Here is a 15039-nt window from a genome sequence, read left to right on the forward strand (position 1 = left end):
ACTTCGCAAACGGAGCCGGCACGCCACTCTCGACATCACTACCAAAAATTCTTCTGTGCCGGCGATGTCGAGCCCAGCGTTACCGCTCCGTCCATCTGGAGAAGGCAGCCACGACCGAGGGAGAACCATCATGGGTACCACGACGGTCCCGTCCACCGACGTCCTCGCCACCCGGCCGGTGTGGCTGATCAGCGTGCTGGCCGGACTAGCCGCAGCCGTCGCGACCGAGCTCTACGGCCTGGCCGCCCGCGCGGTGGGGATACCGATGGTGGCGGGAACCATCGGTGCCTCCGTCTCCGGGCCGATCACCATCGGCATGTTCGCCATGGGCACGGCGACGTCGGTGTTCTGGGGCACGATCCTCGCGGTGCTTCTCGCCCGGTACGCCCGCCGCCCAGCCCGCACCTACCTGTGGACCACCATCGCGCTGACCGCAGTGTCCATGGCCGGGCCGTACTTCGCCGGTGCCACCGCGACCTCGACCAAGCTGATGCTCGCCCTGGCACACATCATCGCTGCGGCGATCGTCATACCCGTCGTCACCCGCCGGCTAAGTCACTCCCCGGCCGTCTCAATGGTGTCGGGAAGGGGGGCCCGCCGCCCGGCGGTGGGCGCTGAGAGGCTGGTCCACCCAGCCGACCGGCAACAGGACTGAGATGAGATTCTGGGAACGCCGCTGGCAGACACGGAACCGCATCGAACGTCCGCTCATCGGCAGATCAGCATGATCGACTGAGCTTGCCGGGTAACGCTCCGTAGCGTGCGGATCGCGGCAGAAGCGCGCGCCTGACCTTGGACAACGCGCGTTGATCATCTCGCGGGTAAGGCGAGGACTGCATAGTCCCCAGGCTTGGTTTCTAGCTGGACCTTCCGCTGTGCGTCAGTTGAGGCTTGACCCTCCCGCCTAGCCACCGTCAGGCACAAGTCCGCGATCGAGCCCGGACGTTCCTGGATCGGAGGAAGCTTCACCGACAAGATACGATTGACCAACGCGCAATCACCGGCAGAAAGAGGGCGTATGCCAAGACGCCTATGTCGCTGTCTTTAGCGCACCAGCTCTTCGCGGATCGCCGTGACGAAGGCGTCGACGTCGGCTTCGGTCGTGTCCCATGCCGTCATCCAGCGCACTTGGCCTGCCGCGCGATCCCAGTCATAGAAGCGCACCCGCTCGCGGATACGGTCCGCAACCGCGTTGTCAAGCACAGCGAAGACGGCATTCGCCTGGGTCGGCTGGGCGAAGCTCAGCCCGGTGATCGACCCGTCGGTGATGCCGGCCTCCAGCGCTGCACGCAGTCGCCTCGCCATGGCGTTGGCGTGCTCGGCCGAGCGAACACCCAGCCCGTCGTCGAACAGCGACAGCAGCTGCGCGCTCATGAAGCGCATCTTCGAGGCGAGCTGCATGCTGAGCTTGCGCAGGTACACGAGCCCAGGCGCCCGGGAGGGGTCGATCGCGACGATCGCCTCGGCGCCGATCAGGCCGTTCTTCGTGCCCCCGAGACTGAGGATGTCAACGCCGGCATCGGTCGTGAACTCGCGCAACGGCACGCCGAGTGCCGCGGCCGCGTTCCACAGCCGGGCGCCGTCCATATGCAACGCCATGCCGTGCCGGTGCGCGAAGTCGGCGATGGCCTGCACCTCGTCAGGCGTGTAGAGCGTGCCGAGCTCAGTGGTCTGGGTGATGCTGACCGCCAGCGGCTGCGCCCGGTGTTCGTCACCCCAACCCCAAGCTTGCGTGCGGATGAGCTTGACGGTCACCTTGCCGTCGGGCGTCGGCACGGTCAGCAGTTTGAGCCCGCTAACCCGTTCCGGGGCGCCTGCCTCATCGGTGTGGATGTGCGCGGTGCCGGTCGTGATGACGGCGCCCCAGCGCGGCATGAGCGACGTGAGCGCGGTGACGTTCGCGCCGGTGCCGTTGAACACTGGGTACACCTCGGCGCCCCCGCCGAACTCGGCGCGAACCACCTCGCCGAGGCGGGTCGTGTACGCGTCCTCGCCGTAGGCAATCTGATGGCCGCCGTTCGCCGCGGCGATCGCCTCCAGCGTCTCGGGGTGTACTCCGGCGTAGTTGTCGCTCGCGAATCCACGGTAGTCGGGGTCATGCAAGGGCATCAAGGTCACGGGGGCATTATCCAAGGTGGGGTGAGTTGCTCGACGAGCGCCCGGCGCCCCTCCGGTAGCCGACGAGGATGCGGTCCCAACCCTCGCCGTCCCCGCTCACGTCCCTCTTGCACCCCCCCTGTAGTAGGAGATGTACCTCGCGCAAGAGCGGTCAGTCCTGTGACAGCAGTCATGTCTTGGCCGGCTGCTCTCGGACAGTAGCTCGGTCACGAACGCCGTCGCCGCACCGGCGCGACTCCCTCGCGTCAGCGTCAACCGGCCAGCGAACGAACCGAGCACCCCAGCCAGCACCGTTCGGCATCCGCACATCGGCTACTTGTTTACTGGCGCTACGACCGCAGCCCGGCCAGGCTTGGTCGAGGTGACCGGCGGGGTCGCTCTCTCATCGGCTGCCCACCGCGGTTTGGTGTGGCTCTCATCTGGCGTGCGTCCTGCCGGTCACCGTGGCGGGGAGAGGCTCAAGAGGGGTCTGCCCAGCTCGAAGTAGCGCTGCCCTCCTCGCTGACATCACCCGTGTCTGATCGAGGAGGACGAGCGTGGGACAGGTCATCATCGGTATGGATCCGCACAAGCGGTCCGCGACCATCGAGATCATCAACGACCGCGAGAAGATCCTTGCCCAGGGCCGGTTCACCACCGACCGCGACGGCTACCAGACGATGCTCAAGCTCGGCCGGCAGCACAAGGACCGGATCTGGGCGGTGGAGGGCTGCAACGGCATCGGCCGGCACATCGCTCAACGCCTCGTCGCCGACGGCGAGACCGTGGTGGACGTGCCGGCGAAACTGTCCGCCCGGGCCCGCGTGTTCGACACCGGCCAGGGCCGCAAGACCGACCCGGTCGACGCCCACAGCGTCGCCGTCGCAGCCCTACGCGCCAAAGGCTTGCGGCAGGTAGCCGTCGACGACGCCACCGTTGCACTGCGGCTGCTCGTCGACCGCCGCGACGGTCTTGGCCACGCCCGCACTGATCTGCTCAACCGCATCCACAAACTCCTGCTGGAACTGCTGCCCGGCGGAGCCAAGAAGTCCCTGTCCGCCCCGCAGGCCCGGACCCTGCTCAACACGGTTCGGCCGTGCGATCTTGTCGGGGCCACCCGCCGGCGGCTGGCGTCGGAACTGATCACCGAACTGGTCCAGGTCGACAAGAAGATCAAGGCCGCAAACAAGGAACTGACCGAGCTCGTCGAGACCACCGGCAGCAGCCTGCAGGACCTCAACGGCATCGGCCCCTCCGGCGCCGCCCGCCTGATCGGCGACATCGGTGACATCAGCCGGTTCGCCAGCCGCGGGCACTTCGCCTCCTGGAACGGCACCGCACCCCTGGATGCGTCCTCCGGCGACCAGCAACGCCACCGCCTGTCCCGGGCCGGGAACCGGCGCATCAACCGGGCCCTGCACATCATGGCCGTCGTCCAACTGCGCCACGACACCGAAGGACGCGCCTACTACCGGCGCAAACTCGCCGCGGGCAAGACCCCGATGGAAGCCATGCGCTGCCTGAAACGCCGTCTGTCCGACATCGTCTACAAGCAGATGATCACCGATGCGAAGCAGGCGAGGACGGGCCCGGGAGGACACGTGGGGGCGACTCTGCAATCCAGCGCGGCTGACCCGATCCCCATGGTCAACACTTCGGAACAGTCACTTCCCGGACCCGCCGATATCCAGCCTAGAACACCACTCCCCGCCGCCTCTTGACACAGAGGGGTGCCAGAAGCGGATGCGCCACACGGTCGATGCTGGGTCGGTCGTGGATGCGTTGTTCGCTGGCGTCGAACTCGATCGGTAACAGCGGCTGGGTGCGGTCCGGGGTCTGGATCTGGGTTTGCTCGTCCAGGCTGAGCACGACTGCCCCGCCGGGTGGGTCCAGATACAGCCCGACGAGTCGGCGACCGTGTCGGGGAACAGCGGATCCTTACTGAGTTTTGAAGGTGCCCTGCGGGTGCGGTTTAAGCCCATGCTCGCGCCACAGGTTCGCGACCCAGTGATGCGAGACCGGCGTCCTACTCGTGCGGGTGACGTAGTCGGCCATGCTGCGGCTGGACCGGTGCGACAGCCCGGTCCCTCGGCATGCCACAACACGATCCGCGCCCGCGTCCCGACCGCCGCCTTCACCTCCGTGCTGGTCATGAGCGCAGGAAGCTCAGCACGCTGCTCCGCCGTCAACTCCCCCCGACTGCCAACCACACCATCGTCACGTAAAGACAACAGCATCACGTGACATCAGCCGCCGCTGACGTGGCGGAGGACGGCCAGGACCCGGCGGTTGTCGCTATCCGAGGACGGCAAACCGAGTTTCGCGAAGATGTTCGCCACGTGCTTCTCCACGACTCCGGAGGTGATGACAAGAGCCGCCGCGATCCCGGCGTTGGATCGTCCCTCGGCCATCAGCGAAAGCACCTCACGCTCCCGGGGGGTCAGCGACGCCACCCCGGCCGTGTCCTGCCCGGCCCGCATCAGGTGGCCGACCACCTCCGGATCCAGTGCGGTGCCACCGGATGCCACCCGGGTCAGCGCGTCCACGAAATCGGCGACGTCGGCGACGCGGTCCTTGAGCAGGTATCCGACGCCGGTCGGCCGGTCGGCGAGCAGGCGGGTCGCGTAGCGGGTCTCCACGTACTGGGAGAACACCAGCACACCGATCTCGGGATGGTCGCGTCGGATGTCGATCGCGGCGCGCAGTCCCTCGTCGGTGTGCGTCGGTGGCATCCGGATGTCGATGATGGCTACATTCGGTACGCTGGCGGCAATCGCGGACCGCAACGCATCCGCGTCGGCCACCGCCGCGCACACCTCGAAACCGCGGTCGGTGAGCAGCCGGACCAGCCCTTCGCGCATCATCGCGGCATCCTCCGCGATCACCACCCGCATGTCGTCGCCTCCGTTCACACCTGTGTGGGCAGCTCGATCTCGACCCGGGTCGGACCGCCGGTCGGACTGTGTACGCGCATCCGGCCGTCCACGACGGCGATGCGGCGGGCCAGGCCGGACAGGCCGGGACCGTCCGGGTTCGCCCCGCCGATGCCGTCGTCCTTGACGGTCAACATCAGGCGCTCGCCGGATCGGACGACGCCGAGCCCGATACGGGTCGCCCGGCTGTGTTTGGCCGCGTTCGCGAGCAGCTCGGAGGCGCAGAAGTAAGCGATGGTCTCGATCGCGGGCGCCGGGCGGTCGGGCAGCTCGACGTTCACCGCGACCGGGATGGCGCTGCTCGTCGCGAGCGTCGCCAGCGCGTCGCCGAGACCGTTGTCGAGGACCGGCGGGTGGATCCCGCGCACCAGGTCGCGCAGGTCGGCGAGGGCATCCTTCGCTCCGCGGTGGGCGAGCGCGACCAGTTCGCGGGCCTGTGCGAGGTCGGGCGGCGGGCCGTCGACACCGAGCTTCTCGGTCGCCATGCCGAGGTTCATCGCCAGCGTGGCCAGCCGGATCTGCGCGCCGTCGTGCAGGTCCCGTTCCAGCCTGCGCATCATCGCGGCCGCGTCGTCGATCGCGCGGGCCCGGGTGACCTGCAGTTCGCGTACCCGCTCGGCGAGCCGACGCGGACCGAGCAGCCGTCGCATCGCGGCAAGGTCCAGTGTCGTGCCGGCCCGCATCAACCACGGTGCGACCAGCAGCATGGCGAGGCCGGCCGCGGCGATGAGGAACGTTCCGGCGAACGTCTGCGTACCGATAGTGCCGAACGGCGTCAGCGCCCACACCGGTCCGAGGCGCGTTCCGGCCGGGTGGTTGCGAAACAGCGGCCACCACACCGGGTAGCTGAGGTTGACCAGGCCGAACACGTAGCAGAACGCGCCGTAGCCCTCGGGGATGGCCAGTGGCAACTTGAGCAGGCCGTACCCGACGGCGCGCCAGCCCGGTCCGTCGGAGACCACGGCGCTGATCCGCTTCGAGAGCCGGGGCGGCGGGGCGTCCACGTGCACGTCGAGCAGCCGGTCGGCGAGTGAGCGATGCACGGCTCCCATCGCGCGCCCGATCGGGGCGGCCAGCACGACCAGGAGCGCGATGGTGAGCGGAAACAGCACCAGGAACACCGGTGCGACGGTAGGTGCGGGCTGGTTGGACATGGCTCCGGTCGCCCAGAGGATGAGGACGCCCAGGGCCGGCACGATCGCCGGTACGCTCAGGATCGCGGCCGCACTGACCACGCCGACGACGCAGAACACCGCCCGGCGCAGGGCCAGTGTGGTGAACGGAGCGCGCAGCGCGGTCATCAGCCCATTGTCGCTGGTCACGCGTCGCGATGGCGGAGCAGCACGCCGCCGCACAGAATCGCTACCGCCGCGTACCCGCACATCAGCAGCGCGCTGATCCAGCTGGAGAACAGCCCGGGTACCGGCGAGGTCACCGCGATCGAGTTGAGCAGCATCAACAGCGGGACGAAGCGGCCGACCTGGATTCCGCTCTCGCCGAACAGGCCGGCCACGATCATCGGGACGAACATCAGACCGAACAGCGTGCCGATCGCGGCGCCCGAGTGCTGCATGATCGTCCCGATGCCGACCCCGATCAGCGCGGTGACGCCCAGATACACGCCGGTCAGCACGACCGCGCGCAGGATCGCCGGGTCTCCGAGGGATGCGGCCGGGATGGCGGTGCCGCGGATCGCGAGCTGCCCGCTCAGATAGCCGGCGAAGCTCGCGACCAGGCCGACGGTGAGAGCCGCGCCGCCGCACACGGCGACCTTCGCGGCCAAGACGATCCGACGCCGCGGGACGGCGGCGAACGTCGAGCGGATCATCCCGGTGCCGTATTCGCCGGTCACCATCAGGACGCCGAGCGCTCCGAGGAGCAGCTGGGCCACAATGGCGCCGCCGAGGCTGTTGTTCAGGATCTGGGCGGCGGTGGCGACCGGGGTGTGCGATCGGTACCCGAAGCCCACCCCGGCCCCGGCCGCGGCCATCGAGACCACCGCAGCGATCGCCAGCCACCACGTCGACCGGACGCTGCTCAGCTTGATCCGCTCCATCCGGGCCGCGTGCCGGAATCCGTACCCGTTCATGACGCTCCCACTCCGCGATAGTCGGTGGCCTGTGAGGTGAGCCGGAAGAATGCGTCCTCCAGGCTCTCGTCGCCGGCGGCGAGTTCGGCGACGGTCGTCTCGGCCAGCAGTCGGCCGCGGCCGATGACCACCAGCCGGTCGGCGGTCAGCGCCATCTCGGCGATCAGGTGGCTGGACACAAACACCGTCCGGCCTTCGGCGGCGAGTCCGCGCAGCAGGTCCCGGATCCAGCGGATGCCCTCCGGATCCAGTCCGTTGACCGGCTCGTCGAGCAGGAGGACGTCCGGGTTGCCGAGCAGGGCCACAGCGAAGCCGAGCCGCTGGCGCATGCCGAGCGAGTACGTACCGGCACGCCGCGTTGCCGCGTCGGACAGACCGACGATGCGCAGCACCTGCTCGACCCGGGAACCGGGGATGTCGTTGCTCGCGGCCAGCGCGGTCAGGTGCGAACGGGCGCTGCGGCCGGGATGGAACGCCCCGGCATTGAGGAGCGCGCCGACCGTCTTCAACGGCCAGTTCAGGTCCGGGTACCGGACGCCGCCGATCAGTGCCTCGCCATGGTCCGGGGCATCTAGGCCGAGGATCATCCGCATCGTCGTCGACTTGCCGGATCCGTTCGGGCCGAGGAAGCCGGTCACCACCCCCGGCTGCACCCGGACGCTCAGCCCGTCGACGGCGACCCGGTCGCCGTAGCGTTTCGTCAGCTCACGTAGTTCGATCACCCGATCGACGCTAGGCAGCGCCGTCGGCGGTCGGAAGCCGGAAACCATCCAACTCCGCCTGGAGGTTTTCCGCCCCCATCGCGGTCCCGACCCCGGGAGGATGGGCGACTTCGCTGATGCCGATGCAAGTCTTGCGACCAGAATCGGTTGCAGACCGGCTCTCGGTTCAACAGCCGCACCAGGCTCTTGCGCCTCAGCAGGTCCAGCCCGTCCTGCTCTGAAAGGACGCCGAGCGGGAGCCGAGTCATCCTGGTTCCCCGGCCGGGTCACGAAGGCGTGGAGGCGGGTCCGTCGCGGGCGATGAAGGACCGAGACGATTTCGCCGGGCTGCAGCAGCGCTGACACGTGCCGACCGGTTCCGGGACTGCCTCAAAGCGCCAGCGGAGACCGCATGTCAAACAGTCAGCGCGGATGTGCGCCTACGGCGCGGAATGTGGCGGCGGTACGTGCTCACGCTCGGCTCGCCCACCAGCCAGAACCGCCAAGGTATGTCGTGCGCTGCGGTCACCCCGACGCGGGGACCGGAGGCGATCAGTGCTGGGTCGATGGGAGCTGATGGTGGGGTTACGAGCATCGGCCCGGACCCGTCGATGGCTGAGGCGCCATTGGCGTCGCGGCCGAGCCCGAGCGCGTTCACTAGCCTCGCTGGCCCGCGCGCCAGGTCACGATCCGGGGCATGGTTGCGGCGTTCTCTGGCGACCTCGATCCCCTCGGTGACCTCACCGGCCCGCAGCAGGACCGCAGCCGCCTCGCCCTCGTGGCCGCAGACGATGTTTATGCACCAGTGCATCCCAAACACGAAGTACACATAAACATTTCCCGCTGGCCCGAACATGACCTCGTTGCGCGAAGTTGGCCCTCGGTGGGCATGGGAGGCCGGGTCTTCCCCAGTGCCGGCGTACGCCTCGACCTCGGTCAGCCGGATGCTGACGCCGTTGCCCGATACGGTCCAGCCGAGGAGGGTTTGGGCGGTCACCGCGACCTGCGAGGCGGGGGCTTGGAGCCAGGGGTAGGTCATTGTGAGACAAGCGTACCGGCACGCCTGAAGATCGACTTCTGGGCGCGGGCGTGCTTATTGGCCAAGCGGACCTTCGAGGAGCGGCTCAGATCCAATGGCCCGGCCGTGCTCGCGAGGCGCGAGGAGTTTCGGCGCGAGTACGAACGCCAGATGGCGCAGTTCGATGCAGAGCTAGAAACCCAGCGAGAAGAGACGGAGGCGCGCCTGCGGGACGCCAGCTTGCCCGTCATCCCGGAACTGATCGAGTGGCTTCGGGCCTGTCCGGTCCTACGTCTTCCGTCCCGAAGCGCATAAGGGGCGCCACGCCCAACGAGTAAAACACCGGCACCCGGACACGTACGCCAACGATCTCAGCCCCGACCGGCGCCATGACCTGATGCTCGCCACCGCGACCCGGGGCGCCGACCCTACGCCTTACAGCCGCGTCCGCTCCCGCCTCGTCTTGCCAGGTGGTGGGTCAGCAGCCTGCCACCCCTGTTGCCGTAACAGGCCAGCCGGTAACACGCGCAAACAGTCCACAGAAGCACTGGTGCGTGAACGTGGTGACCGGCCCGGACGGGGAGGCCTCGGCGGTGCTGCTGCGGGCCGGCGAGGTGGTCGGCGGCCTTGACGCCGCCCGGGCCCGTCGTCCCGCCGTACGCCGGGACGTGGACCTGGCCCGCGGACCCGCCCGGCTCTGCGCGGCGCTCGGCATCGACCGCTCCGCCTACGGCCTCGACCTGCTCGGCGACGGTCCGGTGCGGCTGCGACCGCCGGTCGCGCCGGTGCCGGAGGCGGCGATCGGGGCCGGCCCCCGGGTCGGCGCCACCGGGGCGCACGACGTGCCCTGGCGGTTCTGGATCTCCGGCGATCCGACGGTGAGCGTCTACCGGCGGCACGTGCCCCGAGCGCGACGCTGAGCCCTGCGGCGCGGCCGGGGGCATTCCGTCGGAGGGCGTGGCCATAATCACTACGCCGAGTCCGGTCGCTGCCGTGCCGTCCGCCTGTCCCGGATCGCCGGATCGCCGCCCGGCCCCGGCTACCTGCCCGCCGACGGATCGGAGGACCGTCATGGCAACGCTGCTCGCGATCGGCACCGGCAAGGGACTCTTCCTCGCCACCAGCACGGACGGCCGGCGCAGTTGGGAGGTGAGCGGTCCGCACTTCCCGATGACCGGCGTCTACGCGATCGCCATCGACAAACGCCGCGGCGCGCGGCTGCTCGCCGGCATGACCAGCTCGCACTTCGGGCCGAGCGTGGCCACCAGCGACGACCTGGGCGCCTCCTGGCAGGAGCCGGACCAGGCTCCGGTGGCCTTCCCCACGGACACCGGCGTCAGCCTCGGCCGGGTCTGGCAGCTCACCCCCGCCGGCGCCGACCAGCCCGACGTGGTCTGGGCCGGCACCGAGCCCTCGGCGCTGTTCCGCTCCGACGACGGCGGTCGCAGCTTCGCGCTCGTCCGGGCGCTCTGGGACCACCCGCACCGGGAACGGTGGGACGCGGGCTTCGGCGGTCAGGCGGTGCACAGCGTCCTGCCGCACCCCCGCGACCCGTCCCGGATGGCGGTGGCGATGTCCACCGGCGGGGTCTACCGCACCGAGGACGCCGGGGCGAGCTGGGCGCCGGGCAACACCGGCATCCGGGCGTACTTCCTGCCCGACGAGTGGCCCGAGTTCGGGCAGTGCGTCCACAAGATCGCCCGCGACGCCGGCCACCCCGAGCGGCTCTACGCGCAGAACCACCACGGCGTCTACCGCTCCGACGACGACGGTCGCACCTGGACGTCGATCGCCGCCGGCCTGCCCGGCGACTTCGGCTTCCCGATGGTCGCCCACCCGTCCCGCTCCGGCACGATCTACGCCTTCCCGCTGATCGCCGACGCGCAGCGCTATCCGGTCGACCACCGTTGCCGGGTCTACCGCTCCACGGACGCTGGCGGCAAGTGGGAGCCGCTGACCGTCGGGCTGCCCGACGGGCCGTTCCACCCGTCCGTGCTGCGCGACGCGATGTGCGCCGACGACGCCGAACCGGCCGGCGTCTACTTCGGCACCCGGTCCGGCGAGGTCTACGCCAGCCGGGACGAGGGGGACTCCTGGTCCCCGGTGGCCGCCCACCTGCCCGACGTGCTCTGCATCCGCGCCGCGGAGGTCTGAGTGGTCACCGTGCTGCTGCCGGGCCCGCTGCGCGGCGAGGCCGGCGGCGCGAGCCGGCTCACGGTGGCGGCCACCGGCACGCTGCGAGCGGTCCTCGACGAGCTGGCCGAGCCCTGGCCCCGGCTGGCCCGCCGGATCCGCGATGAGCGGGGCGAGCTGCGCCGGTACGTCAACGTCTACGTCGACGGCGAGGACTGCCGGCACGTCGGCGGCCTGGACACCCCGGTGGGCGACGGCGCCGAGGTGCAGGTGCTCCCCTCGGTGGCCGGCGGCTAACCGGTCCGCCGGGGCCCCGCGTCCCGCCATGATCCGCTAGGGTCGGCGGCTCCGGCGGACGAGGGGAGCGGGCGCGGTGACGTCCTACGAGTGGGGCCGGTTGATCGGACGACTGATGTGCCAATTCCTGATGCTGGCGCTGATCGTCGGGGCGATCGTGCTCGTCGCGGTCCGGCAGCGACGCCGGCGCCGCCCGCCGGTCCCGCCCTACCCGGCGCACGGCTGGCAGCAGCCGCACCTGGGCCCGCCGTATCCCGGCCAGCCATACCCGGGCCAGTCGCAGCAGGGTGGGCCACAGGCCGACCCGGGCCTGGGTTGGCAGCAGCCGCATCCGCAGCAGGGCTGGTCGCCGCCGCATCCGGGCCAGCCGTACGGCGGCCCGCCGCAGCCCGGCGGCGGCCCGCAGCTGCCGTACCCGGGTCCCCAGCCGCCCCGGCCCTGATATCGCACGGCCTGCGGGTGGGGCCGGTGCCCGGCGCGAACGGCCGTCGCGCCCCGCGGGTCAGGGCAGGTCGTACTCCAGCACGTAGCGGTGGCCACCGTCCGCGCCGGCGATGATCTGACTGCCGCCGCATAGCTCCCGCAGCTCGTCCGTGCCTGAGTCGGGCACGACCGTCCAGGACAGCGCCGATTCCGCGTCGGCGTGCGCGGACGCGTTTGTGGTGCAGCACGAAGCTGCCGTTTCCTCTCATGGTGCGTGGGTGAGCTCATGATTGGATGTCCTACCTTGCGGTGGGACGGTCCCGGTGTTGCCCGCTTTGGCAGTGCCGGGTTGACGTTTCACGGCCACCGGCCCCGTGGGCGGGGTCTTACGGTCGGCTGGGATCCACCCTTAGGTACGGCGTTTCCGGCCCGGTCCGACGGCGTGAGGTGGGGCACCCGCGGACAGGCCCGCGACGGAATAGTTGCTACGTCAAATATGTTGTGCGGTGCGATCCGGGCCGCGGCGGTCCGGGCGTCACGCGAGGAGCTGGTCATGCAGTTCGGAGTCTTCACCGTCGGCGACGTCACGGTCGACCCGACCACCGGGCGGCTGCCGTCCGAGCATGAGCGGATCAAGGCCATGGTGGCCATCGCGCTGAAGGCCGAGGAGGTCGGGCTCGACGTGTTCGCCACCGGCGAGCACCACAACCCGCCGTTCGTGCCCTCGTCGCCGACCACCATGCTCGGCCACATCGCCGCCCGCACCGAGCGGCTGCTGCTCTCCACCTCGACCACGCTGATCACCACCAACGACCCGGTGAAGATCGCCGAGGACTACGCGATGCTCCAGCACCTGGCCGACGGCCGGGTGGACCTGATGATGGGGCGCGGCAACACCGGGCCGGTCTACCCCTGGTTCGGGCAGGACATCCGCAACGGCATCCCGCTCGCCATCGAGAACTACGACCTGCTGCACCGGCTCTGGCGCGAGGACGTGGTCGACTGGAAGGGGCGCTTCCGCACCCCGCTGCAGTCGTTCACCTCGACGCCGCGCCCGCTCGACGGCGTGCCGCCGTTCGTGTGGCACGGCTCGATCCGCAGCCCGGAGGTCGCCGAGCAGGCCGCGTACTACGGCGACGGCTTCTTCGCCAACCACATCTTCTGGCCCAAGGAGCACACCCAGCGGATGGTCGGCCTCTACCGCCAGCGGTTCGCCCACTACGGCCACGGCACGCCCGAGCAGGCCATCGTCGGGCTCGGCGGGCAGGTCTTCATGCGACGCAACTCCCAGGACGCGGTCCGCGAGTTCCGGCCGTACTTCGACAACGCCCCGGTCTACGGGCACGGGCCGTCGCTGGAGGAGTTCACCTCCCAGACCCCGCTGACCGTCGGCAGCCCGCAGCAGGTCATCGACCGTACGCTCGGTTTCCGCGAGTACGTCGGCGACTACCAGCGCCAGCTCTTCCTGATGGACCACGCCGGGCTGCCGCTGAAGACCGTGCTCGAACAGCTCGACCTGCTCGGCGAGGAGGTCGTGCCGGTGCTCCGCAAGGAGTTCGACTCGCTGCGTCCCGCTGACGTACCCGAGGCGCCCACCCACGCCTCGCTGGTCGCCGCCCGCGCCGCGGCGGCGGACCTGACCGGAGCGGAGGGCGGCCGATGACCCGGCGCACCCTGGCCGTGGTCTCGGCCGGCCTCGGCCAGCCCTCCTCGACCCGGCTGCTCGCCGACCAGCTCGCCGCGGCCACCCGCGACGAGCTGGAGCGGCGCGGCGCCGAGGTGGAGATCCGCCCGGTCGACCTGCGCGAACACGCCCACGACGTGGTGAACCACCTGCTCACCGGCTTTCCCTCGCCCGCGCTGCGGGAGGTGCTGGACGCGGTGGCCCGCGCGGACGGGCTCGTCGCCGTCACGCCGATCTTCAACGCCTCCTACAACGGGCTGTTCAAGTCCTTCTTCGACGTGGTCGACTCCGACGCGCTGTCCGGACGGCCGGTGCTGATCGGCGCCACCGGCGGCACCGCCCGGCACTCGCTCGCCCTGGAGCACGCGGTCCGGCCGATGTTCGCCTACCTGCGGGCGCTGGTCGTGCCGACGGCGGTCTTCGCCGCGCCCGAGGACTGGGCCGGCGATGGGGCCGACGTGGCCCTGCGCGCCCGGATCCGGCGGGCCGGCGGCGAACTCGCCGAACAGGTCGACCATCGCCCCGCCGGCGCGGGGCCGGCCGACCCGTTCGCCCTCACCACCAGCTTCGAGGAGCTGCTCGCCGGCCGCGACCCGGCCTGAGCCGGCCGCGACCCGGGCCTGATCCGGCCTGACCGATCCGGCCTGGCCGGGCCTCAGCCGGCCGCGACCCAGCCGCGACCCGGGCCTGATCCGGCCGTCACCCGGCGTGGCCGGTGCCCGCGCCCGCCGCGCACGGCGGGCGCGGGCTCAGTCGGCCCGCTCGTGCGGGTGGGCGACCAGCACCGGGCAGTGGGCGTGCTGCACCAGCGCGTGGCTCACCGAGCCGAGCAGCAGGCCGGCGAAGCCGCCCCGTCCGCGGGAGCCGACCACCACCAGGGCGGCCCCCCCGCTCGCCTCGATCAGCGCCTGCTCCGGCTTGGCGGCCCGGACCGGGCGCTCGGTCACGGTCAGCCCGGGATGGTCGGCCCGCACCCGGCCGGCCGCGCGGGCCAGCAGCTCGGCCGACCCGGCCCGCTCGGCCGCCCCCGACTCCGCCACCTCCTCGGGCACCCCACCGGGCCGTTCGCCGGGTCGTACGTGCATCAGCACCAGGGGCGTTCCGCGGCGTACCGCCTCGTCGGCGGCCTGCCGGACGGCGAGCGCCCCGGACTCGGAGCCGTCCACCCCGACCACCACCGGCCCGCCCACCGGGATCGGCTCGTCGGCCGGCCGGACCACCAGCACCGGGCAGTGCCCGTGCAGGGCGACCTGGCCGCTGACCGAGCCCAGCAGCAGGCCGGCGAAGCCGCCGTGGCCGCGGCTGCCGACCACCACCAGCTCGGCCCGGCGGGACTCCGCCACCAGCGCGGCGCCCGGCCCGCCGGCCACCTGCCGCACCTCCACCCTTAGGCCTGGATGGCGCCCGGTCAGCTCGGCGGCCACCTGCTCCAGCATCTTCTGCGCCTCCTCGGTCGGCGCCGGCACCCCGAGGTCGTACGGGTTGAGCGGCACGCCGTAGCCGAGCGGGTGCAGGTAGCCGTGCACCAGGTGCAGCGGCCGGGACCGCTGGACCGCGTTGCGCGCCGCGTGTTCCGCGGCGACCAGGCTGGACGGTGATCCGTCGACGCCCACCACGACAGGTCGGTTCATCAGCTCCCCCAGAGGTCGATCAGGTCATTGTCG

The 15039-nt window shown here is 70.8% G+C and carries 15 protein-coding genes and 1 pseudogene; 8 read left to right on the top strand and 8 right to left on the bottom strand.

Features of this window, described 5'->3' with window-relative positions:
• Positions 1 to 130 precede the first annotated feature (130 nt).
• Entirely contained in the window at positions 131 to 655 is a 525-nt protein-coding gene (locus ACTWO6_RS13165; protein WP_446219902.1) for a DUF6069 family protein, read from the top strand.
• A gap of 389 nt (positions 656 to 1044) precedes the next feature.
• Here ACTWO6_RS13165 and ACTWO6_RS13170 read toward each other — a convergent pair whose 3' ends face one another.
• Entirely contained in the window at positions 1045 to 2109 is a 1065-nt protein-coding gene (locus ACTWO6_RS13170) for a threonine aldolase family protein (protein WP_446220647.1), read from the bottom strand.
• A gap of 545 nt (positions 2110 to 2654) precedes the next feature.
• Between ACTWO6_RS13170 and ACTWO6_RS13175 the strand changes: the two genes are divergently transcribed.
• The gene (locus ACTWO6_RS13175; RefSeq protein ID WP_446219903.1) at positions 2655 to 3818 is read left to right on the top strand and encodes an IS110 family transposase; all 1164 of its coding nucleotides are present in this window, start codon (positions 2655 to 2657) and stop codon (positions 3816 to 3818) included.
• A gap of 525 nt (positions 3819 to 4343) precedes the next feature.
• Here ACTWO6_RS13175 and ACTWO6_RS13180 read toward each other — a convergent pair.
• The 5 genes from ACTWO6_RS13180 to ACTWO6_RS13200 form a co-directional block, all read right to left on the bottom strand.
• The gene (locus tag ACTWO6_RS13180; RefSeq protein WP_446219904.1) at positions 4344 to 4991 is read right to left on the bottom strand and encodes a LuxR C-terminal-related transcriptional regulator; all 648 of its coding nucleotides are present in this window, start codon (positions 4989 to 4991) and stop codon (positions 4344 to 4346) included.
• Between the two features lie 14 nt (positions 4992 to 5005).
• Positions 5006 to 6352, bottom strand: coding sequence for a sensor histidine kinase (locus tag ACTWO6_RS13185; protein ID WP_446219905.1), 1347 nt, complete (start codon positions 6350 to 6352; stop codon positions 5006 to 5008).
• Positions 6349 to 7119: an ABC transporter permease subunit gene (locus tag ACTWO6_RS13190; protein ID WP_446219906.1), complete on the bottom strand. Its 771-nt coding sequence runs from the start codon at positions 7117 to 7119 to the stop codon at positions 6349 to 6351. The genes ACTWO6_RS13185 and ACTWO6_RS13190 overlap by 4 nt, the downstream gene beginning before the upstream one ends.
• Positions 7116 to 7841 (bottom strand): ABC transporter ATP-binding protein, encoded by a 726-nt coding sequence (locus ACTWO6_RS13195; protein WP_446219907.1) that lies wholly within the window; start codon positions 7839 to 7841, stop codon positions 7116 to 7118. The genes ACTWO6_RS13190 and ACTWO6_RS13195 overlap by 4 nt, the downstream gene beginning before the upstream one ends.
• Positions 7842 to 8235: 394 nt before the next feature.
• Positions 8236 to 8859 carry a DNA-3-methyladenine glycosylase gene (locus ACTWO6_RS13200; protein WP_446219908.1) on the bottom strand — a complete coding sequence of 208 codons (624 nt, stop codon included), beginning with the start codon at positions 8857 to 8859 and terminating at the stop codon, positions 8236 to 8238.
• Between the two features lie 524 nt (positions 8860 to 9383).
• Between ACTWO6_RS13200 and ACTWO6_RS13205 the strand changes: the two are divergent.
• From ACTWO6_RS13205 to ACTWO6_RS13220, 4 genes and pseudogenes are all read left to right on the top strand, one after another.
• Positions 9384 to 9758, top strand: a pseudogene (locus ACTWO6_RS13205) (DNA-3-methyladenine glycosylase); the annotation flags it as partial.
• 151 nt (positions 9759 to 9909) lie between these two features.
• Positions 9910 to 10992 carry a WD40/YVTN/BNR-like repeat-containing protein gene (locus ACTWO6_RS13210; RefSeq protein WP_446219909.1) on the top strand — a complete coding sequence of 361 codons (1083 nt, stop codon included), beginning with the start codon at positions 9910 to 9912 and terminating at the stop codon, positions 10990 to 10992.
• A complete protein-coding gene (locus ACTWO6_RS13215) occupies positions 10993 to 11268 on the top strand; it encodes a ubiquitin-like small modifier protein 1 (protein WP_446219910.1) in 276 nt (91 codons plus the stop codon).
• Between the two features lie 76 nt (positions 11269 to 11344).
• Positions 11345 to 11710 (top strand): hypothetical protein, encoded by a 366-nt coding sequence (locus ACTWO6_RS13220; RefSeq protein ID WP_446219911.1) that lies wholly within the window; start codon positions 11345 to 11347, stop codon positions 11708 to 11710.
• Between the two features lie 60 nt (positions 11711 to 11770).
• Here ACTWO6_RS13220 and ACTWO6_RS13225 read toward each other — a convergent pair whose 3' ends face one another.
• Positions 11771 to 11878: a hypothetical protein gene (locus ACTWO6_RS13225; protein ID WP_446219912.1), complete on the bottom strand. Its 108-nt coding sequence runs from the start codon at positions 11876 to 11878 to the stop codon at positions 11771 to 11773.
• 366 nt (positions 11879 to 12244) lie between these two features.
• Between ACTWO6_RS13225 and ACTWO6_RS13230 the strand changes: the two genes are divergently transcribed.
• Positions 12245 to 13354 (top strand): LLM class flavin-dependent oxidoreductase, encoded by a 1110-nt coding sequence (locus ACTWO6_RS13230; RefSeq protein WP_446219913.1) that lies wholly within the window; start codon positions 12245 to 12247, stop codon positions 13352 to 13354.
• Entirely contained in the window at positions 13351 to 13977 is a 627-nt protein-coding gene (locus tag ACTWO6_RS13235) for an FMN reductase (RefSeq protein WP_446219914.1), read from the top strand. Before ACTWO6_RS13230 ends, ACTWO6_RS13235 begins: the two co-directional genes overlap by 4 nt.
• A gap of 147 nt (positions 13978 to 14124) precedes the next feature.
• On the opposite strand, the gene ACTWO6_RS13240 is transcribed toward ACTWO6_RS13235, so the two are convergent.
• A complete protein-coding gene (locus tag ACTWO6_RS13240) occupies positions 14125 to 15006 on the bottom strand; it encodes a universal stress protein (protein ID WP_446219915.1) in 882 nt (293 codons plus the stop codon).
• Positions 15007 to 15039 lie beyond the last annotated feature (33 nt).

The sequence above is a fragment of the Micromonospora sp. IBHARD004 genome (genome assembly GCF_052814115.1).